The organism is Allobosea sp. GW823-FHT01F03 (assembly GCF_058798075.1).
On sequence record NZ_CM179505.1, the window covers coordinates 2,627,113 to 2,647,301 of the forward strand.

23 protein-coding genes and 2 tRNA genes are annotated in these 20,189 nt (G+C 63.4%); 11 read left to right on the forward strand and 14 right to left on the reverse strand.

Features of this window, described 5'->3' with window-relative positions:
- Positions 1–230 precede the first annotated feature (230 nt).
- On the reverse strand, positions 231–515 hold the full coding sequence (locus tag AC3RCC_RS12515) for a hypothetical protein (RefSeq protein ID WP_492258594.1): 285 nt from the start codon (positions 513–515) through the stop codon (positions 231–233).
- 647 nt (positions 516–1,162) lie between these two features.
- On the opposite strand from AC3RCC_RS12515, the gene AC3RCC_RS12520 reads away from it, so the two are divergent.
- From AC3RCC_RS12520 to AC3RCC_RS12530, 3 genes are all read left to right on the forward strand, one after another.
- Positions 1,163–2,350: a hypothetical protein gene (locus tag AC3RCC_RS12520; RefSeq protein WP_492258595.1), complete on the forward strand. Its 1,188-nt coding sequence runs from the start codon at positions 1,163–1,165 to the stop codon at positions 2,348–2,350.
- Positions 2,351–2,437: 87 nt separating this feature from the next.
- On the forward strand, positions 2,438–2,863 hold the full coding sequence (locus tag AC3RCC_RS12525) for a hypothetical protein (RefSeq protein WP_492258596.1): 426 nt from the start codon (positions 2,438–2,440) through the stop codon (positions 2,861–2,863).
- A 355-nt stretch (positions 2,864–3,218) separates the two neighbouring features.
- Complete coding sequence (locus AC3RCC_RS12530; RefSeq protein ID WP_492258597.1) at positions 3,219–3,626, forward strand: hypothetical protein; 408 nt, start codon at positions 3,219–3,221, stop codon at positions 3,624–3,626.
- On the opposite strand, the gene AC3RCC_RS12535 is transcribed toward AC3RCC_RS12530, so the two are convergent.
- From AC3RCC_RS12535 to AC3RCC_RS12580, 10 genes are all read right to left on the reverse strand, one after another.
- Entirely contained in the window at positions 3,583–4,488 is a 906-nt protein-coding gene (locus AC3RCC_RS12535) for a S49 family peptidase (RefSeq protein WP_492258598.1), read from the reverse strand. The genes AC3RCC_RS12530 and AC3RCC_RS12535 overlap by 44 nt on opposite strands.
- Entirely contained in the window at positions 4,485–4,703 is a 219-nt protein-coding gene (locus tag AC3RCC_RS12540) for a hypothetical protein (RefSeq protein WP_492258599.1), read from the reverse strand. The genes AC3RCC_RS12535 and AC3RCC_RS12540 overlap by 4 nt, the downstream gene beginning before the upstream one ends.
- Complete coding sequence (locus AC3RCC_RS12545; RefSeq protein ID WP_492258600.1) at positions 4,700–4,909, reverse strand: helix-turn-helix domain-containing protein; 210 nt, start codon at positions 4,907–4,909, stop codon at positions 4,700–4,702. The genes AC3RCC_RS12540 and AC3RCC_RS12545 overlap by 4 nt, the downstream gene beginning before the upstream one ends.
- Positions 4,910–5,630: 721 nt before the next feature.
- Positions 5,631–6,053, reverse strand: coding sequence for a hypothetical protein (locus AC3RCC_RS12550; protein WP_492258601.1), 423 nt, complete (start codon positions 6,051–6,053; stop codon positions 5,631–5,633).
- A gap of 231 nt (positions 6,054–6,284) precedes the next feature.
- Positions 6,285–6,593 (reverse strand): hypothetical protein, encoded by a 309-nt coding sequence (locus AC3RCC_RS12555; RefSeq protein ID WP_492258602.1) that lies wholly within the window; start codon positions 6,591–6,593, stop codon positions 6,285–6,287.
- An 86-nt stretch (positions 6,594–6,679) separates the two neighbouring features.
- A complete protein-coding gene (locus AC3RCC_RS12560; protein ID WP_492258603.1) occupies positions 6,680–6,937 on the reverse strand; it encodes a DUF6074 family protein in 258 nt (85 codons plus the stop codon).
- A gap of 1 nt (position 6,938) precedes the next feature.
- Positions 6,939–7,193 (reverse strand): helix-turn-helix domain-containing protein, encoded by a 255-nt coding sequence (locus AC3RCC_RS12565; protein WP_492258604.1) that lies wholly within the window; start codon positions 7,191–7,193, stop codon positions 6,939–6,941.
- A 113-nt stretch (positions 7,194–7,306) separates the two neighbouring features.
- On the reverse strand, positions 7,307–8,041 hold the full coding sequence (locus AC3RCC_RS12570) for a hypothetical protein (protein ID WP_492258605.1): 735 nt from the start codon (positions 8,039–8,041) through the stop codon (positions 7,307–7,309).
- Entirely contained in the window at positions 8,038–9,303 is a 1,266-nt protein-coding gene (locus AC3RCC_RS12575; protein WP_492258782.1) for a tyrosine-type recombinase/integrase, read from the reverse strand. Before AC3RCC_RS12575 ends, AC3RCC_RS12570 begins: the two co-directional genes overlap by 4 nt.
- Positions 9,304–9,427: 124 nt before the next feature.
- Positions 9,428–9,502 (reverse strand) — tRNA-Asn (locus AC3RCC_RS12580).
- A gap of 190 nt (positions 9,503–9,692) precedes the next feature.
- Between AC3RCC_RS12580 and AC3RCC_RS12585 the strand changes: the two genes are divergently transcribed.
- From AC3RCC_RS12585 to AC3RCC_RS12605, 5 genes are all read left to right on the forward strand, one after another.
- A tRNA-Cys gene (locus tag AC3RCC_RS12585) sits at positions 9,693–9,766 on the forward strand.
- 353 nt (positions 9,767–10,119) lie between these two features.
- Positions 10,120–10,446: a hypothetical protein gene (locus AC3RCC_RS12590; RefSeq protein ID WP_291638539.1), complete on the forward strand. Its 327-nt coding sequence runs from the start codon at positions 10,120–10,122 to the stop codon at positions 10,444–10,446.
- 511 nt (positions 10,447–10,957) lie between these two features.
- A complete protein-coding gene (locus AC3RCC_RS12595; protein ID WP_291638538.1) occupies positions 10,958–11,599 on the forward strand; it encodes a protein-L-isoaspartate O-methyltransferase family protein in 642 nt (213 codons plus the stop codon).
- Between the two features lie 245 nt (positions 11,600–11,844).
- Positions 11,845–13,260, forward strand: a complete 1,416-nt coding sequence (locus tag AC3RCC_RS12600) for a TolC family outer membrane protein (protein WP_492258606.1) — start codon at positions 11,845–11,847, stop codon at positions 13,258–13,260.
- Positions 13,261–13,476: 216 nt separating this feature from the next.
- Entirely contained in the window at positions 13,477–14,082 is a 606-nt protein-coding gene (locus AC3RCC_RS12605) for a PopZ family protein (protein WP_492258607.1), read from the forward strand.
- A gap of 226 nt (positions 14,083–14,308) precedes the next feature.
- On the opposite strand, the gene AC3RCC_RS12610 is transcribed toward AC3RCC_RS12605, so the two are convergent.
- Together AC3RCC_RS12610 and AC3RCC_RS12615 are read right to left on the reverse strand one after the other, a co-directional pair.
- A complete protein-coding gene (locus AC3RCC_RS12610; RefSeq protein ID WP_291638535.1) occupies positions 14,309–14,545 on the reverse strand; it encodes a hypothetical protein in 237 nt (78 codons plus the stop codon).
- An 18-nt stretch (positions 14,546–14,563) separates the two neighbouring features.
- Complete coding sequence (locus AC3RCC_RS12615) at positions 14,564–15,049, reverse strand: pyridoxamine 5'-phosphate oxidase family protein (RefSeq protein ID WP_492258608.1); 486 nt, start codon at positions 15,047–15,049, stop codon at positions 14,564–14,566.
- 143 nt (positions 15,050–15,192) lie between these two features.
- Between AC3RCC_RS12615 and dps the strand changes: the two genes are divergently transcribed.
- The 3 genes from dps to AC3RCC_RS12630 all read left to right on the forward strand — a co-directional run bounded on the left by dps (position 15,193) and on the right by AC3RCC_RS12630 (position 19,406).
- Positions 15,193–15,672, forward strand: coding sequence for a DNA starvation/stationary phase protection protein Dps (gene dps, locus AC3RCC_RS12620; protein WP_291638533.1), 480 nt, complete (start codon positions 15,193–15,195; stop codon positions 15,670–15,672).
- A gap of 147 nt (positions 15,673–15,819) precedes the next feature.
- Positions 15,820–18,648 (forward strand): valine--tRNA ligase, encoded by a 2,829-nt coding sequence (locus AC3RCC_RS12625; protein WP_492258609.1) that lies wholly within the window; start codon positions 15,820–15,822, stop codon positions 18,646–18,648.
- Positions 18,649–18,824: 176 nt separating this feature from the next.
- Positions 18,825–19,406, forward strand: coding sequence for a YqaA family protein (locus tag AC3RCC_RS12630; protein ID WP_291638531.1), 582 nt, complete (start codon positions 18,825–18,827; stop codon positions 19,404–19,406).
- 112 nt (positions 19,407–19,518) lie between these two features.
- Here the strand turns inward: AC3RCC_RS12630 and AC3RCC_RS12635 are convergent, their stop codons facing one another.
- On the reverse strand, positions 19,519–20,127 hold the full coding sequence (locus tag AC3RCC_RS12635; RefSeq protein WP_492258610.1) for a DUF938 domain-containing protein: 609 nt from the start codon (positions 20,125–20,127) through the stop codon (positions 19,519–19,521).
- Positions 20,128–20,189: the final 62 nt, after the last annotated feature.

The following is a 20,189-nucleotide window of genomic DNA, read 5'->3' on the forward strand; positions in this document are numbered from 1 at the left end:
CCGCGCGTCCGTTCGGACGCGGTCACGGTGATCTATCCCATTATTATCGCATCGGAATTTTCCGAAAAGTGGATTCCACTTTTCGGTCCGATGCTATGGAGCGCCGGAGCCCTATGATGGATCCCGGAGCGGCGCGGCTTCGCCGCTTGCCCGGGATGACGCCGGACCTCTTCTCGTGCCCTGAAGCCGGTCTGCCGCCCCGACCGAGCGTCGTTTCCGCCTCCTGCGCGTCAGGACAGCCGGCGGTCGCGGATATCGAGGATTCGCTCGAAGATCGCCTGATGGTCGGCGAGCAGGGCCTGGAGCGGGCCGATCGGCCGGAAGGCGCGCATGTCCTGCTCGTCCTCGCCCGCCTCGACCCAGCCGGCGATGGCTTCGTCCGCGGCGGCGAGCTCGTCCTCGGTGGGCGAGAGGCGCGCGGGTGCGCCGTTCTCCGCTGCGATCTGCAGGGCGATTCTGCGGCGCAGATCCTGTTCGAGCGCGAGCAGCGGCTCGAGTTCGTCGGTATAGGCCACTCGCAGGCCCTCCCATTCATTCCGGCTCGCCCTGCTTCGGCCGGCGCCGCGTGGTGATTCCTTCGCCGGCCCGGCGGCGGGCTGCTGCACGCGGCGCAGATCGCGCGCTCGGCGGTGCTTCCGGGCGCTGATAGCGCATGGTTTCGCCCGGCCCAAGCCATGGGCGCGATTCCCGCCCGTCCAGGCCTGCGGGGCATCGGGATTCGCATCGGCGATGCCAAGCCGGGTTGGAAACGGGATTCGGCTGCCTTGCGGCTGCGGCGGCTTGTCACGCCGCTTGCCGATAGGCTTCGCCGAAGCGCCCGCCGCCTAGCACCGAGCGGCTCAAAATCAGCAAAAACCGGGTCTGAGGGGCTGGAAGGCGCGCCTGCGCGCAAAACAGAAAGGGCTTAGCCGATCTCTCGACTAAGCCCTTGAAACTGCTGGCTCCCGGAGCAGGAGGCAAAACAAATATACAAGATACTGACGTATAACGAAAATTTCCCATAACTGCGACGCATTGACCACCATTATACCATCACTGAAGTCTTGGCAGTGGGTTCGGTCGCTGGCTCGATCAGCGAGGCAGGGGGGGCTCAGACGACAGAATCGACAATTGGGCGAATCTTGGGCAACCTTTGACAAGACGTTGCTGGCTTGAGGCTGAGATGTTGAAGAATATCGTTGTCGATATTAAAACTCGGTTTATCGATGAAAATCGCAGGGTATTCATTCTGTTTCCCGGTAACGGTTATAGATATTACGAGTATATGAAGAATAATTCTTCAATATTTCTTGATATTCCCGGATTTCCGATAGCGGATGGAGAGAGTCTATCCGATGCTAAGGATTTAATTCAGCGCGTTATTGTTAGTGACAGAATTAGACACTGGCACTACAACGGAAGGCCTAATGATGATCTTCCGGTCCGTGAAACTAAGAACCTAAAAGATTATCGAATTTCCGAAGCAAAGAAGATTTTTGCTGGGTTAGTTCGCGGTTTTTTTACGAACGTTAAGCCAGGCGATGTGGTAATTGTGCCGCCGCCGACCTACGATGGCGATATTCTTTACGGCGAGGTGCAGCCCATTAAGGAGCAGCATTTTGCTGAGCTTCCTGAGTTTCCTGAGGAGAAGGTTCCGGCTCTAAAGGTCGAATGGGTTAAGACGGTTCCGCGTCATAAGGCTCCGGGATGGCTAGAGCGTAAGATTCCGAGTCCAAACCCTTTGCGTCAAATTGAAAAAGAGCATTACCCGGCAATATTTGATATAATGTTCGAAAGATATTATTATAGAGGGAAATTCTCTTGTAAATTCAATGTAACGTCATCGGATTTTTCGGCGCTTGATGATTTTCTATTTCAGCAAATTGTTCTTTATGTTTCTGCTCTGCATGAAGATATTCATGAAAATAATATTGATGTCAAAAACAATTCAATAGCTGTTGTGGCATCGAGAATTGAATACTCTGAAGATATTCCAGAGTTGAAGATGAACATCAATTCTCCTGGCGATATCGTAGTTTATTCTAAAAATATCATACCGCTAGTCGCCGGAGTATTGATTGCTTTGGCGGCGACGGTTCCAGCACTTGCGCCCTTCGCGACTGTCGCGGGGGAGATTCCCTCGGTCACCATTGTCAACAGCGTAGATAGTAGCCAAATAGCGAGAGAATGCATCGCAGACGTGCAGCGCGAAGCGTCGCAAGATTTGCGTGCCATGGGCTATCCGCGCTGGCAAGAGCTTTGCGCGATCGAGATGCAGGCCAGAAGACGTACCGGGTTGTCGTCCGGAATGGAAGCCGATGCGCTCGGTGTCGTCGCGCCGAGTGCGCTTGCTCAACCCAAGCAGAACTGACGTGTTATGAGAAAGCGTACAAAATCAATCAGCACAGCGTGGTGGAGGAGCACGGAGACGCCTCTCTGGGCCCTAGCGCTCGGCGGCGTGGGCCTAGCCATTCTAACCGCGGTCCTGACTACCGGGTCCGGTTATATCCTTGAAGGCTGGAAGGGCAGTCGAGATCATCGAAATGAGCAGGTTCGCGAACTGGTTGACTCCATGCGTGAATTTCAAACGTTTGCATCGGCATTCTCGTTAGAGATGCTGGAGAATGGAAAAGTGGCGAGCGAGACAAAGTTTAATCTTCAAAAGAACATTTCTGAGCAATTTGGAAAGATTAGAGCAATTGAACCTCATATTAAGACAAACGATCGTGCGCTCGTTGAGGCGTATAAAGAAAATCTTATCGGAATGCGTCACTCTATTGATAAGGCAAGTGACATAGTTGCTATGAAGGAATTTTGGAATTCGGCGAGTAAGCTTACGGTCAATAAGAATCAATTAAATCATAAGCTGCAAAAGAGTCTTTAGTTGGTGTAATTTGGTTGGTTCGGTTTTATTTTCGTTTGTTTGTTGATGCGGGTGCCTCGAAAGGGGGGGGGCTGAGCAATGTCAGAGATTGACGGCGCATACCTGGAATTCCTCGCTGGGAGACTGTGCCGCGCCGAGGATCTGGTTGGCCGGATCGAAGAGCTGGTTTCTGACGCACGAGCTTAAAGGCAGGACAGCATCGCCTACTTCCTAGAGATGGCATTGATCGAGGCGCGCATTCAGCTTGAGCGGGGCGGCAGCGTAGAGCCCATCCGGCTTCGCTCTCAGGCTATAGACGGGGCGGGCGGCTAGGGTGTGGCCAGAAAACCGAAAGGCGGCGGCGCACCGCTACAGCTTGAGCAAGGCCGACCTGACGGCTTTGTTCGATGCTGAGCCTATCGAGCCGAAGCATGAGCCGCCGCAGGACTTGGCCGCAGCGGGCATCTCAAGCCTTGTCACCGCCGCCGATGAGGCCTTTTTCGAGGACTTCCGGGCGTTCGCGGTCATCGTGAATGCGAGGTATCTCAATCGCGGACCTTGGCGCTTTCGCGAGACGCCACAGGTCCTGGTTGGGCGGGGCGAAGACCCGGAGCATGGTCGATCGTATGCCCTGTTCCACAACCAATACCGGATCGGCCAGCTGGAGCTTTCGGCTGGCCTCGACATTCGAGCGCCCGGATTCAAGACCTATTCCGATGCGCCATTCGTTTCCACGAGCCTTAGTATCGAGTGGCGTTTTCGTCCACGGCGACAACTCCTCTAGATTTTGCGGGTTTCAGGGGGATGCCGGCCGCCAGGCCGGCGAGGACGGTGGGGAGGGTGGCGACGCGATCGGCTAGTTTCGCTTCGATCGCGGGGCGGCGGCCGGTCTGCGGGTTCAGTGCGCGAAACATCTTCGCCTCAGTCGCCAGCGCGGACTTCTCGGACAATGCCGGCCGCCCTTTCGCAACGTCGCGGGCGAACATGATCCGGAGACCGTCAATCTCGCCTTGGATGTGCGCGCGAGCATCATCCGAGAGCGCCATGAGTGGATGTCCATCGACCTTGTGAGCCCCGGACGAGATAACGGAGACGTCAACCCCATCCTTGTCGAGCATCCGGCTGAAACCCAGCAGGGTCGTGTAGACGCCGATCGAGCCGACCATGCTCATGTCGTCTTGCAGGACGATCTCGTCGGCCTGCGCGGCGAGCCAGTAGCCGCCCGAGGCGGCGATCGAGCCTACGAAGGCGGTGACGGGCTTGGCTTTACGTGCTTCTCGGATCGCGGCAGATGGCGCCAGGACGCCAGCCGCGGTCCCACCGGGCGAGTTCACGGTAAGGACGATCGCGCGGATCGTAGCATCAGCGGCGGCGCGCTGAACCTCTCGGGTGATGGCCGGATACGAAGTGTACGGCGAGCCGTCGGCCATGAAGTCGTGGCCGCTCAATAGCGCGCCAGAGATCGGAATGATCGCGACGCCATCACGGGTCGCGTATCGGGGGCGGGTGGTATCGAACGATCGGCCGGCGCTAGCCATCGCCTGCGCTTCGGCCTCAGCTGCGAGCCAAGCATCGCGCAGCTCGAACGCGTGCGTATCGGCAATGAGCTGCGGGCGCGAGGTGAGGGCGGCCGGCCAGTCGATCATGGCAGCGTCACCGTCTCTGTCTCGAATGCAACGCCGCCCTCGAAGGCTGGACCGGTGTCGGGGTCGACGAGGGCGAAAGCGTAAACTTCGTTGACGAAGTGCAAGGCGCGGCTGCGATCAGAGGTCCAGACCCACGCTCCACTCTCGAAACGCAGCCAGGTGCGATTCGATGGGTGCTGTCCGACCTTGGCGAGGATGGACGCTGTTTCGGTCATGCAACACGCTCCCGGCGCCTCGTTTGATCAGAGATGTACGCGTTGAGCACGTCGCGCCGAACGCGGACTGAACCGCCAACTCTCGTCTCTGCGATCGCGCCCCCCGCGATCAGTCGCTCTACCGTGCGCATCGTGACGTCGAGCGCATAGGCCACTTCTTCGATGCGCAAGAGTTCAGGAGTCGATGTGAGTTCGATTTCCGACATGAGGTGACAGTTGTCGAAAGAAATACTGAGAGTCAATGGGGGTATATCTGGCGAATAGTGTCCATAATTATTTGAATACGTTCATTTGAGATTGTTGTCGCTCATTTTGGTTCGCGAAAATTTTTTCAGATCACAGGTTTTCGGACCTCGTAGCTGATCCCCTCTTAGGAATTCTCAAGGCGGCGACAACCTGGGAGCAGCGGGGCCGCTCGCCTTCCAGGCGCCCTATACGGTCCCTACGCGCCCGCGGCCGAAGGCCATCCCCAAGGGCCAGCGAAGGCCAGCGAGCGCCCTCGCGCAGGGCAGGCGCTAGGCTCCCGGCCTGTGCAGTCAGCCCCAGCCCTTGCCCCTCCAGCCCCCGCTCTGACCCAGGCAGGCCAGGCAAACCATGAGGGCACGAGCAGGGGCAGCCTTGACCTTGAGGGCAGCTCAAGAGGGCAGGGCCTGGCTCAGCCAGGCACGCATCCCATGCACGCGCCCTGCCTTCACTGACTGGATTGCTTCCACCCATGGCTAGGGCAGTGCGCCTCGCGCTTTTCTGTGCCGCATGGGCGAACGTTTCGAATGCAGCACCGCCAGCTCGTAAAGGGAACTGGCGCTCTCCTCGCACCCGCCAGACCTGTTCCGTGACGCAATGGGCTTGCATGGAAGCGCGATGCCACCCGCGCGTCACGCGCGGTGCGAAACCCGTGACTTATGAGGCCGCAGGAGTGACGCCGAATCAGATGACAGGCGTATTGATGAGGTCGATTGCTATCTGAAGTTCAGCATCTCGCGCCGGCGCGCTCGCGGGGACAAGCTCGCCGATCTCGTCGCCGCCTTCCGGAATTCGATCCATGCGGTCGAGCATCGCTGTAATCGCCGCTTCCTGCCGTGCGACCTTGGTAGGCACCTTGACTATCAGACGAGCGGTCTCGACCGGCGCGCCTTGCGGCGCCGGTGTCACAACATGGCTGGCCTTTCCTGGCGCCGGACTAGCGACAACCGACCAGCGGGCAATGCCGCCAGGCGCCGGCTCGCGGTCCGGTTCCTCGGCGATCGTGAATCGCAAACCGCCAATGTCGCCGCGAAGGTATCGTCGGCCCGACCGCGCGATATACTCGGTCAGTGTTCCTATCTCGAAGCGCAGGACATCGTTGCTCATCAGATCACTCACTGTGTGGGAGGCGGCGGAGCAGAGCCCGCCGCTCACGTGATCAAGCGCCTAGCGGCTGAAACGGGTTCGCGCGGTGCGCGTGTCGGTCTCTCGCTTCTCTAAATCTCTATGGGTGCACGCCGTGTGCAGGGTAGCCTGCATGCCGTGTGCAGGCTTTTCCCTGCGAGACTTCTCTCCTGGCCGATCAAAATGCCTGCATGCCGTGTTCAGGGTAGTCGTTCATTTAGCCTGCATGCCGTGTGCAGGCTTTGCCGGGACGACAAGGGTTATAGTGCGACGCGGTCCGGCAATCTCGATGGTGACAAAGCCGGCCTTGGAGAGATCGGCAAAGCCGTAGGCGATCGCACGAACGCCTAGCCCCGTTTCCGTCTGGAACCACGCGTTTCCAGCGTGCGTTTTGAGCGTCGACTTATCGACCACGGCGGGCAGGATTCCGACCAGCATGACCGCTCGCGCCCTGGCCTGCATCGCCCGATAGGCCGCTCGGCGCCAGGTGATCCGAGGATCATCATGTTGATCAATATCCATGCGAGCCTTCGCACGAGCGAATGCGCTATCAGCGCCCGCGGCCGTAGCTGCGCCTCGGCTTCCCCGTGAGGCGGCGCCGGCCGTGCTCATTTGCCGCCACCACGATTGTTCAATCGGGACATGCGCCAGGTCGCCGCGCGCACGGCGTTCTCGAACGCGCCGAGATTGGTATCGATATCCACCTCGGCCACGCCAATCTGACGAGCCCGCTGGATAGATTTGGCTAGGTGGCGCACGAGATAGTTTTCTGCCGCTGCCGGGGCCATGCCGAGCATGTTTCCAGCGATACGCTCGACTTCCCCGAGTCGGGCCGTTGCAGGGAACAGGACGATATGCGCGGTCATCTCAGGCCACCTTGCGGCCGCGCCGGCCCTTGCCGCGGTGCACTGGATATTCGCGCTCCTTTCCGGCGCGCGGCCCGTTCCCCATCTCGGCGATCGGCAACTCGGCGATGAATCGCTCTAGCTCGTCATTCGTGACAACGGTGCGATTGAGTAGCTTCCTGGCTTGCAGCTTCCCCGAATTGATTAGGCCGTAGGCCGTCGACAGGCCACAGCCGAGACGGTCCGCAGCTTCGCGCAGTGAATAAACCTGTGACATTGGATGACCTCCGCATTCATTTCGAATGCGGCGAATGTCAGTGAAAAATCCGGTGGCAGATACGCTTAGCCGCGAAGAAAAGCGGGCCAGCGGTTAGGCGATGTAATGCTTTGCTATTGCTCGATGTTTTCACGATTGCCGACTATCTCAGCAACCTTACCGAGGGCACTGTGGAGGTCTGTAGCGCGTTTAACCGGAAAGCCTAGATCGTGCCATCCCGCGACAAGGATATCGACATGCCATCCGCTTCGCGCTCGCGGCCATTCCTCCAGCGACAAGCGCGTCCAATGGTTGCTCACGCTGAAAATATACGCCCGGCGCAGAACATTCTCGCCGCTCGGAGGCTTGATCTTCGGTGTATGCAGCTCTCCTAGGCGGATGCTCAGCATGAGCGCGAGGTCTTTGATTTCTCTCATCCGCGCTTCGAACGCATGCAAGCTGAAGTTGGATGCCGCGACAAGGCATTGCCCTTCGCTAAGGCTTTGAAGGTCAATTTTCGCAGCCGCGGAAGCGGTCCTCTTGAGCTCATCAAGGCAAGCGAGTGCCTTCGAACGCTCGGCAAGCCTGTCGCGGTCCGCTATCAGTTTTGACCAGGCGACCACGATTGCATCCTGACCGCCGCGAAGGATCGCCGTCCTCACCATGTCGACGGGCAGCAGAGAGGACGGCCTCCGCATACTGTTTGAAAGAAGGAGCTTGTCGATCAACAATGAGCCGTGTGGTGGATCGGCGAGACGAGCTTTGTCGACAAGGAAACCGATATCAGCCGCGTGATGGAGCATCCGCCCGACGAAGGCGCGGGCGGCGTCGTTTCCCTCTCGATTCCGCTTTGGCCCCGCGACCGTCACAGCGTGTGCTTTCCGAGCTGGCGCATGGCGTCACACTCATTTGCCCACCACGCGGCCATGCGAACCCGCTCTTCCCAATACTGGCCGCGCGCATATGCCCGGCGCACTGCATCACGATCCTGATGGGCAAGAGCAGCCTCGATCGCATCCCGTGACCACAAGCCTGACTCGTTCAGAAGTGTACTGGCGCTTGCCCGGAAGCCGTGCGCGCTCATTTCCTCCTGCGTGTAGCCGAGACGCCGAAGAGCTCCGTTCAGCGTGTTCTCACTGATGGGCCGCTGTGCCAAGGGCGCCCCCTCACGCGGCCGCGCACCAATGCCAGGAAAGGCGAGCTTCCCTCGGCCGGTGATCGCCTTCAGGTCGCGCAGAATGGTAATGGCCTGGCCGGGCAGGGGGACCGAATGCGGTTTGCGCATTTTCATCCGGATGGCGGGTATGGTCCAAACCGCCCCGTCCAGATCAAACTCCCCCCATGTCGCCGCTCGCAATTCGCCAGGGCGCTGGTACAGCAGCGCCGAGAGCAGCAACGCCGCCTTGGTTGAGGGCTGACCCGTGAAGCCGTCCACCGCCCGCAGGAGCGCCCCGAAGGCCTTTCGGTCGGTGATCGCTGCACGATGAGTGACGGTTGGCGCTATCAGCGCGCCACGGAGCGCCAGCGTCGGATCAGTCGAAGCTCGGTCCGTTGCTATCGCGAACCGGAAGACTTCAGACATGGTCGCACGAAGACGCCGAGCTGTTTCGTGATGGCCGCGAATCTCGATCGTCCGCAGGGCGGCCAGGACATCAGCCGACGTGATGTCCCGAATCGGAATATCGCCGAGGTGGACATAGGCGAGGTCGAGCAACCACCGCACCTTTTCGAGAGTGCGATGCGCCTTTCCCTCCAGCCGCTTTTTGTCATGGATCTCGTCGCCGATGAGACGGAAGGTAATCGCGTCCGACGCCTGGCGCGCCTCGCGATCGCTGCGTCGCTTCGCCGACGGGTCTGTTCCATCGCGCAACAAGCGCTTGGCATCCTCGCGCCGGTCGCGGGCCTCGCGAAGGCTGACATCGGGGTATGGGCCTAATGCGAGGCGTTTCTGCTTCCCGTCAAAGCGATACGCAAGGGACCAGAGCCGAGCCCCGGACGTCTCAATCCAGAGCTGAAGCCCGCCCCCGTCTGAGAGCTTCCGGCGGCTCTCGCCAGGCTTTGCCCCTCGAATGGCCGAATCCGTCAACCTCATGTTGGTCCCGCCATGTTGGTCGCTCGCAATGACCAACATCACGACCAACAGATTTGTTGGCTGTCAACGAATTCGCTTGGAAAGCTGAGAATGCCTACGGAGCGCGAGAAGGCCAGGATTCTCTGGCTTTTCAAGTGCTTATGAAAGGCTATGAAAAAGTATCTGGCTCCCGGAGCAGGATTCGAACCTGCGACCAATCGATTAACAGTCGATTGCTCTACCGCTGAGCTATCCGGGACCGATGGGGGGCGTATAGCGACGACGCTCGCCGGGTGCAAGCCCTTTGCGACGCAACATGCCGGCAAATCGTCATCGATGGGGTGCGTCGCATTTTCGCTGTGGTCGACGTGTTGGTTTCGGTTGCGGAGGCGCGCGCCATGTGGTTATAGGCGGCGTCATGGAGATCACGCCCGCGTGATCTCCCGGAAGGCCTCGTGGCGGAGTGGTTACGCAGAGGACTGCAAATCCTTGCACCCCGGTTCGATTCCGGGCGAGGCCTCCAAACTCTTTTTCATGAACAGATTTCCTTGGGCTGTTTCGGCAGGTTGTTCCGCCCGGCGCCCACCCCGTCAGCTGGCGGGATAAACTCCCTCCCGTTCTCGTCCTTCCCGGGGCGATCTTGTTTCCGGGGGCGATCCCGGTGCCGGCCTGACCGGCTGGCGAGGCTTCGGTTCAAGTGTCGCTGTCGCGCTCGCTTCGGCCGGCCGAGCCGTTCTTGTTTTGGGGTCCCGACCCGGCGCAAAATCTGCGGGAGAACCTCAGGCTGGCCGGTGGTCCGATTGCGTTACGCAAGAGGATGTGAGAGCAGCCCGTTGCTGCAAGCGATCTGTTTCGCTTGGCCTACGGAATATGCCTATGACCACTCGTCTCATCATCGCCGCCGTCACAGTTGCATCGCTCCTCGCCGCTCCGGCTTTTGCGGCGAACCGGAAGGTCGACATCATCAACAAGACCGGGAGCGTTATGACCAGCTTCTTCGCGTCGTCGACCGGCACCGACAGCTGGGAAGAAGACATGCTCGACAACGACACGCTCGCAAATGGCGAGACGCTCGAAGCCGACATCGATGACGGCACCAAGGCCTGCATCTACGACTTCAAGGCGGTCTTCGCGGATGGCGACACCGTGATCAAAAAGAAGGTGAATGTCTGCGAGATCTCGACCTTCACCTTCACCCAGTAAGCCGAGCCAAGGCAGGGCGCCTGTCGAAAAGCGGTGCGGGCGATGATGCCGTCTGTACCGTAGCCGTAGAGCCGCGGCCTTTCGGCACGGCGCCCCGACATCGAAATCTGGGCCGCGCATCCCCCGGGGGGAGGGGCGGCCCTTTTCAATCGGCGGCCCGATCCCGGCGATTCGGTCGGTGCCTGCGCAGCGCCGTCGGGAACAGGGTTCCGGCGAGGGCAGGCGAATCGCTCCGTTTCGGGCGAGCGCGCTTGCCGCATGCTCGGCACCGAATTCCTTCAGGCGCGTTTGCCCGTTCCGCCCGCAGGCGAGGGGCAGCGGTGCGACCTCGGGTCTCCGGGGATGTCGCGGTTGCGTGTGAACTGGCCGCGTGGCTCGCGGCGATGGCGATCCTGGCTCTGCGAACGGGGTGCGTACCCACAATGCGCCCAGCCGGCCGGCCTTGCCTTTTGCGGCCGCCTCGCCCAAAACCCCGCTGCCGGCCTTGTGCCGTCACTCGGAGATTTTGAGCATGTCGAGCTTCGCGGATTTGCGTCGCATGATGGTGGACTGCCAGCTGCGCACCTATGACGTGACCGACCGGGCCGTGCTTGCCGCCGCCGACAGCGTGCCGCGCGAGGCTTTCGTGCCGGGTGATCTTGCGCATCTGGCCTATGTCGACCAGTCCATCGCCCTGCCGGGTACGACGCGCGCCCTGCCGGCGCCGATGGTCGTGGCCCGCATGATCCAGGCGCTGGAACTGAAAGCCGGCGAGCGCGCGCTCGAATATGGCGGTGGCTCGGGCTATGGCGCGGCGCTGATGGCGGCGATGGGCGCGCAGGCAAGCCTGTGCGAGCCGGACGAGGCGGCGCTGGCGCTGGCGCGTGCCGCGTTCGCGCAGGATGGCGTGCCGGAGGTCCAGGCGCTGGCGGCGATTCCCGCCAAGGCCCAGTACGACGTCGTTCTCGTCGGCGGTGCCTGCGAAACGCAGCCGAGCAGCCTTTTCGGCCATGTCGCCCCCGGTGGTCGGCTGATTGCGATCGAAGGACTCGGCCGTGCGGCGCGGGTGATCCTCTATCGGCATGCCGGCGAGACATTGACCGGCCGGCCGGTCTTCGACGCCGCGGCGCCCGCTCTCACGGAATTCCGCAAGGCCGAGGCCTTCGTTTTCTGAAGCGGTGCCGTTCGCGAGGGGGGTCCGCGATCTGGCTCGGGAGCGGAAGCGAATTCCATGCCGCCCCGGGGGCGGTATGGCGAGCAGGATAAAGGTGTCTCATTTTTGCGGCACTGGCGAACTGAAAAGGCGATGGGTTCCCTGCGGCCGTTGGCGATATCGGTCGACGCGCCTATAAATTTCAAATGAGTGCCGAGGCTGGGGCGATGCCTGGGCGAGACAAGAGTCCGCACAAGAGGCGTCCGGTGACTGAAACGAAGCTACTCTGGAAAAGGTCCGCGAGCCGCCTGGCGCTGATCGGCGTTCTCGGCACGGGCTTGGCTGCACCAGCTCTTGCGCAGACGATGGAATCGGCGCTTTCGCGCGCTTACTCCGGCAATCCGACCCTGAATTCGCAGCGCGCGGCGGTCCGCGCCACCAATGAGAACGTGCCGCAGGCGCTTTCGGGCTACCGCCCGCGGATCAACGCCTCCGCAGATATCGGCGCCAGCATCACCGAAAGCAGCACCCCGGCGGTTCCGCGTAACGGAAGCTTTCACAATAACAACACCTCGCGACTCACGCCGCGCGGTGCCGGGATCCAGATCGACCAGAACATCTTCGACGGCGGCAAGACGCGCAGCTCCGTGAGCCAGGCCGAATCGCAGGTGCTCGGCGCCCGCGCGACGCTGCTCAACACCGAGCAGAACGTGCTGCTCGACGCGGCGACGTCCTATATGAACGTGCTGCGCGACACGGCGATCCTGAACCTCAACCGCAACAACGTCGAGGTCCTCGAGGAGCAGCTGCGCCAGACGCGCGACAGGTTTCAGGTCGGCGAAGTGACCCGCACCGACGTCGCGCAGGCCGAGGCCCGTCTTTCGCAGGCGCAGTCGCAGGCGATTCTGGCCGAGTCGAACCTCAAGACCTCGATCGCCCGCTTTCGGCAGAACATCGGCGTCGAGCCGAAGCAGCTTTCCCCCGGTCGCCCGGTCGAGAACCTGCTGCCCCGGAATCTCCAGGCTGCGCTGAACATCGCGCTGACGGGACACCCGGCGATCATCGCGGCGCTGCATGGCGTCGATGCGGCGGAGCTGCAGGTCAAGGTCACCGAGGCCGATCTCTATCCGGTGCTCGGCGTGCGCGGCATCGTGGCGCAACGCTATGACAGCCAGTTCTTCGGTGACAATCGCACTTCGGCCAGCGCCGTCGCGACGCTGACCATCCCGATCTACGAGGGCGGGCAGGTCTATTCCCGCACCCGCCAGGCCAAGGAAACGGCCGGGCAGCGGCGCATCGACGTCGATACCTCGCGCGACACGGTCCGCGCGGCGGTCGTCTCGGCCTGGGGCGCGCTCGATGCCGCCAAGGCGCAGATCACCGCGGCGCAGTCGCAGGTCCAGGCCGCCGAAACGGCGCTCGCCGGCGTCCGCGAGGAGGCCAAGGTCGGCCAGCGCACCACGCTCGACGTGCTGAACGCCCAGCAGGAACTGGTGATCGCCCGTTCGACGCTGGTGACCGCGCAGCGCGACCGCGTCGTCGCCTCCTATGCCGTCCTTTCCGCTACCGGCAAGCTCTCGGCCAATACGCTGAAGCTGAAGGCCGAGCGCTACGACGCCCGCAAGCACTATGATCAGGTCAAGGGCCTGCTCTGGGGCACGCAGACGCCGGACGGTCGCTGAGCCAGCCTGCCGGTTCCCGGTACTGCCTCGTCGCCGCACCCGGCGCGAGGCCGGGTTCCGGCGCGCGGATCACGCGAAACCTCGGCGCATAGGTCGCGATTTCTCCTGTGGGCGGGCACGCCGCTGCCTTGCCTGCCGGTTCAGCAGTGAACTACTCATGATGTGGGGGCGCGCTGATTCCATGGCCGTTCCCCGGTCGAGCGGTCCGGATTCAGCATGAGCGCGCAGCCCAAGCCCAATGAACCCTCGATGGAGGAAATCCTCGCCTCCATCCGGCGGATCATCGCGGATGACGAGAAGCCGGCGACTCCTCCCGAGCCCGAGCCTGTCGCGCTCGCTCCGGTCCCGGAACCCGACCCGGTTCCCGAGCCCGAGGCGGTTTCCGTGCCCGAGCCCGATCCGCAGCCGCAACCGGAGGACGATGTGCTCGACCTCGGTGCCGAGGCGAGCCTGGTCGAGGCGCCGGTGGCTGTCGACGATATCGAGTTCGCCGAGCCTGTCGAACCCGCGCCTGTGCCTGCGGTTGCGCCGTTGCCACCCGAACCTCCGGTCGCGATCGCGCCGCCAGTTCAGGTCGCGCCGAGCACGCCGTCTCTCGACATGGCGTCCTTGATTTCGGATCAGGCCGGTGCCGCCGTGCACAACGCCTTCGGCGCCCTCGCCAACACCGTGCTGAGCAACAATGCCCGGACCCTCGAGGATCTGGTCAAGGACATGCTCAAGCCGATGCTGAAGACCTGGCTCGACGATAATCTGCCGGGCATGGTCGAGCGGCTGGTGCGCGCCGAGATCGAGCGCGTCGCCCGCGGCGGACGCCACTGAGGCAGCCTGCCGGACGGGGCGGCGGCGGCCGCTCCGATTTCGTGGGGGGCGGCGGGTCCGATAATCCGACCTTCTTGAACGTTTCCGAGTCTCTGCCGTCATCCCGGACAAGCCGCAAGGCGGCGCAGCTCCAAGACCCATACCAAGGCGCCGAGCCCTGCGATGGATCCCGGCGCTCCGCTTCGCCACGGCCGGGATGACGCGGTTTGCGGCGCTGGGGCGGCGTCTAACGCCGCCTCGGCGCGCGGGCCCTGGCTGGCCGGACCGTGCGAGGCCGATAATTGTCGAAGACGCCGCCCTCATAGAGCCGCTGGATGGTGCAGCCGGCGAGCGCCATCAGCGCGGTCGGCGGGCCGAGGCGCGCGACCAGCGCCCCGAGCGCCAGCGAGACCGGGCGGGGATAGCGGCCTGAAGCGGCTTCTGCCGCGACCCAGGCGCCGACGAGATGAACCAGCAATCTCATGGATTTGCTCCCCCTGCTTCAAAGAACGACCTTGCGGTTCGCGCCGAGATCCAGCCGCGAACCCGTCACCGCTGCGGCCATCATCTTGACGCTGGTGACGATCTTGCCCGGGCTGTCCCAGAACTCCGCCATGGCCGGACGCACCCGCAGGATCCTGATATTGGGATCGTCCTTGCTCTCCCAGAAGGCGCGGGCGGCGGTGGACCAGAGCTCTTCGACGCGGGGCCGGTCGTCGAGCACGTTCGCGGTGCCGCTGACCGAGACATATTTGTAGGAGGCATTGTCGGCGAAGGTCAGGCAGATATTCTCGTTGATCTCGACTTCGTCGTCCTTGTGGGAGCGCTTGTCGGTCAGGAAATAGATCGCGTCCTCGTCGCGCCTGGCATGAGCGCTCATCGGGCGGGCGCGCAGCTGGTCGCTGGCGCCGTCATGGCTGACGAGCATGCACAGGCCGATCTCCTCGATCAGCTCCCAGACATGATCCTGGTCGGTTTGGCGGGGCATTTCAGATCCTCCTTGATCTGCCATTTCCAACGGCTGGAAAGCGCGCCGGTTCCTCGCGCGGTGCGGTTCGGCGCCAGGGAACGGGGAGGGGCGTTCATGCGTTGCTGGAGCGCCCGCCATTCTCTCCAGCCGAGGAAATCGCCATGAAGAAGCCCGCCACCCGCATCGACCTGCCGTCCAATGCCAGGAACGAGGTGATCGGCCTGCTGAACGAGCGCTTGCAGGACGGGATCGACCTCGCCCTCGCCACCAAGCAGGCGCATTGGAACCTGAAGGGGCCGGGCTTCATCGGCGTGCATCTGATGCTCGACGGCTTCCGCAAGGAACTCGATGGCCATGTCGACACGGTGGCCGAGCGGGTCGCCCAGCTCGGCGGCATCGCGCTCGGCACGACGCAGGCGGTCGCCGCGGGCAGCGACCTCAAGCCCTATCCGACGGAGATCGTTGCGGTCAGCGAGCATCTCGCGGCGCTGATCGAGCGCTATGCCGCGGCGGCCAACAGCGTTCGCGAGGCGATCGACAAGAGCGACGAGGCCGGCGACACCGGCACCGCCGATCTCCTGACCGCCTATTCGCGCATGCTCGACAAGGCGCTCTGGTTCCTGCAATCGCAGGCCGCCTGAGGCCGCCCAAGCCCGATGCAGGGCTGCATCGCGTCGAAAACGTTGACGCACAGCCCCCGCATGCGCTCTTAAGGCGGCAGACCTTTTGGCTTTCGTTATTCAACGGCCGGGGCAGGTTCCCCGGCCTTTCGGCGTTCGAGCAAAGCGATGATGGACAAGACATTCGAGCCGGCCAGCGTCGAGGCACGCATCAGCGAGGCCTGGGAGAAGGCGGATGCCTTCCGGGCAGGGCGTGGCGCCGCGCCCGGCGCCGAGCCCTATTGCATCGTGATCCCGCCGCCGAACGTGACGGGTTCGCTGCATATGGGCCACGCGCTCAACAACACGCTGCAGGATGTGCTCTGCCGCTTCGAGCGCCTGCGCGGCAAGGACGTGCTCTGGCAGCCCGGCACCGACCATGCCGGCATCGCGACCCAGATGGTGGTCGAGCGCAAGCTCGCGGCCGAGAACCGTTCGGACCGGCGGAGCATGGGCCGCGAGGCCTTCGTCGCCGAGGTCTGGAAGTGGAAGGAAGAATCGGGCGGCATGATCGTCAACCAGTTGAAGCGCCTCGGCGCCTCCTGCGACTGGTCGCGCGAGCGCTTCACCATGGACGAGGGGCTCTCGGCCGCCGTCCTCAAGGTCTTCGTCGCCTTGCACAAGCAGGGGCTGATCTACCGTGCCAAAAGGCTGGTGAACTGGGACCCGAAGTTCCAGACCGCGATCTCCGATCTCGAGGTGCTGCAGGTCGAGAAGACCGGCTCGTTCAAATGGCAGCGCGACGGCGAGGAGGCGTTCGACGCCGCCAAGCTCGACAAGGCGCTGGCCAAGGACCCGAACGGCCATCTCTACTATTTCGACTATCCGATCGAGGGCGCGGTCTACGACCCGGAGAACCCTGCGACCTACATCACCGTCGCGACGACCCGGCCTGAGACGATGCTGGGCGATACCGGCGTCGCGGTGCATCCGGAGAACGAGAAGCTCAAGGGGCTGATCGGCAGGAATGCCGTGCTGCCGCTGGTGGGCCGCGTCATCCCGGTCTTCGGGGACGACTATGCCGACCCCGAGAAGGGCACCGGCGCGGTCAAGATCACCCCGGCGCACGACTTCAACGACTTCGATGTCGGCAAGCGCAATTCGCTGAGGATCGTCAACATCCTGGACGGCGAGGCTCGCATCCTGATTCAGGACAATGCCGACTTCCTGGAAGGCGCTTCTCCCGAGGCGGAGACGCTGGCGCTGCACGGCACGGACCGCTTCGCGGCCCGCAAGGCGGTGGTCGGCCTGATGGCGGCGCGCGGGCTGCTGCGCAAGGTCGAGCCCAACACCCACACCGTGCCGCATGGCGACCGCTCGGACGTGGTGATCGAGCCCTGGCTGACCGACCAGTGGTATGTCGACGTCAAGCCGCTGGCCAATCGCGCGCTCAAGGCGGTCAAGGACGGTCGCACCAGGATCACGCCCGAGAGCTGGACCAAGACCTACAACGACTGGCTCGAGAACATCGAGCCCTGGTGCGTCTCGCGCCAGCTCTGGTGGGGCCACCAGATTCCGGCCTGGTACGGGCCGGATGGCGAGTGCTTCGTCGCCGAGTCCGAGGCCGGCGCGCAGGCGCTGGCGCTCGGCCATTATGGCGGCCCGGTCGCGCTGACGCGCGACGCGGACGTGCTCGACACCTGGTTCTCCTCGGCGCTCTGGCCGTTCTCGACGCTGGGCTGGCCGGAGGAGACGGCCGAGCTCAAGCGCTACTATCCGACCGCGACGCTGGTCACCGCCTTCGACATCATCTTCTTCTGGGTCGCCCGGATGATGATGATGGGCCTCAACTTCATGGACGAGGTGCCGTTCAAGGACGTCTACATCCACGCCATCGTTCGCGACGAGAAGGGCGCGAAGATGTCGAAGTCCAAGGGCAACGTCATCGACCCGCTGGTGCTCGTCGACAAATACGGCGCGGATGCGCTGCGCTTCACGCTCTCGGCGATGGCGGCGCAGGGGCGCGACATCAAGCTCTCGACCGCGCGCGTCGAGGGCTACCGCAACTTCGCGACCAAGATCTGGAATGCGGCCCGCTTCGCCGAACTGAACGGCTGCCTGCGGGCCGAGGGCTTCGACCCCGCCAAGGTCGCGCTGCCGCTCAACCGCTGGATCCTCTCCGAGGCGGCGCGCACCGCCGATGCGATCGCCGCCGGCATCGAGAGCTTCAAGTTCAACGAGGCGGCCGACGCGGCCTATCGCTTCGTCTGGGGCCAGTTCTGCGACTGGTATCTCGAGCTCTCCAAGCCGGTGCTGCAGGGCGAGGGCACCGACGCGGCTGCCGTTGCGGCGAAGGCCGAGACGCAGGCGACGGTCGCCCATGTCATCGACCTGATCTGCCAGCTGCTGCACCCGTTCATGCCGTTCCTGACCGAGGAACTCTGGGCGCAGAAAGCGGGTGACGGCGCGCCGCGGCCGGTTCCGGCCGGGGAGGATGCGCTGGTCTGCCTGACGCGCTGGCCGCAGCTCGGCGCGCTGGTCAACGAGGCGGCCGAGGCCGAGATCGGCTTCGTCGTCGACCTGATCTCCGATATCCGCTCGGTCCGCTCGGAGACCAATGTGCCGGGTGGGGCGCAGGTGCCGCTGGTGCTGGTCAAGCCGAGTGCCGCGACGCGCGCCGCCGTCGAGGCCTGGGCGCCGATGATCGAGCGTCTGGCGCGGCTTTCGGCGATCGAGTTCGCCGATGCGGCGCCCGGCCAGTCGGCACAGATCATCGTGCGCGGCGAGATCGCGGCCCTGCCGCTCGCCGGGATCATCGACCTCGATGCCGAGCGCGGGCGCCTGACCAAGGAACTCGCCAAGCTCGACCAGGACATCGCCGCCGTCGAGCGCAAGCTCGGCAATGCCGATTTCATGGCGCGCGCGCCCGAGGAGATCGTCGAGGAGAACCGCGAGCGCAAGGCGATCGCGCAGGCCCGCAAGCTGAAGATCGCCGAGGCGCTCGAGCGCCTTGCCTGAGGCGAATGCCGGGGTGGTGCTTTCGGGGCCGCCCCGACCTTTTTCCGTCACGAAACGGTCGCGCTATTGACGCTGGTCTAAGAGAATTCTGGCGTCCGGCCGCGGGATCGCGTAGATGCATGCGGCGCACGCCAACCATGCGTCAGGGGCGAGCCCGGGGAGCGGTCGAACAGTAAATGCTCAAGCGTGCATATGACTGGTGCGTGTCTTACGCGTCCCATCCCGCAGCGCCCTGGCTGCTCTTCGCCATCACCTTCGTTGAAAGCTCGGTCAGCCCGCTGCCGCCGATCCCGCTGCTGATCCCGATGTGCATCGCGCGTCCGGACCGCGCCTGGTTCTATGCCGGCGTCTGCTCGCTCGGCGCCGTCACCGGCGGCTATCTCGGCTATGCGATCGGCGCCTTGCTCTATGAATCGGTCGGCGCCTGGCTGATCGGCATCTACGGCCTGCAGGAGAAGGCCGCCCATCTGATCCACACCTCGCAGGACTACTGGTTCTGGGTGCTGCTGACCAAGGGGCTGACGCCGATCCCGTTCAAGATCGTCACGATCATGTCGGGCTTCCTGCATTTCGATCTCTGGAAGTTCACCGTCGGCATGGTGATCTCCCGCGTCACCTTCTTCGCGATGATCGCGGTCGCCCTGCGCTATTACGGCGACAACATCCGTATCTTCATCGAGAAGCATCTGCCGATGACGGCGCTGGCGCTGGTCGTGGTGGTGGTCGGGGGCTTCTTCGTCCTGCCGATGGTGCTCTGAGCCGGCCTCCGGATATTCGAGTTCTCATCCTGAGGAGCCGCGCCAGCAGCGCCTCGAAGGATGAGGGCTGGGGCGTTCTCCGACAGGCTCTGAAGCCCGCCGCACTCGTCGCTCAGCGCTTGCGAAACACCACGCTGAGATTGTTCGCCGGCATCGCCGTGACCTCGGGCGGGCCGAAGCCGGCTGCGGCGGCGAGGGCTGCGACCGTGTCGAGCTCGCGCAGGCCCCAGCGCGGATCGCGGCCGCGCAGGCTCTCGTCGAAGGCGGCATTGCTCGGCGCCAGCGGCACGCCGCTCTGCCGATAGGGGCCGTAGAGATAGAGCGGGCCGCCCGGTGGCAGCAGCCGCGCCGCTTCGGCGATCAGTCCCTGCGTCGCCGCCCAGGGCGAGATGTGGATCATGTTGATGCAGATCACCCCATCGGCCCGCGCCAGCGGCCAGCCGGGCGTCGACGCGTCCAGGGCCAGGGCGGGCAGCAGGTTCGGCAGCGCGGCCTCCTTCGCCCAGGCGTCGATGCTGGCGCGCGCCTCGGCATTGGGGTCCGAGGGCTGGAAGGACAGGCCGGGCAGGGCGGCCGCGAAATGCATGGCGTGCTCGCCGGAGCCGCTGGCGATCTCGAGCACCAGCCCCTTCGCCGGCAGGGTCTCGCGCAGCACGGCGAGGATCGGGTCGCGGTTGCGCTGGGCGGAGGGCGCGAACTGGCGGATCTCGGCTTCAGGCAATTTTGCGTTCTCCCATCGCTTTCGGGCGGAGCTGCCCGAAGGATAAAATGCGCGACCGATAC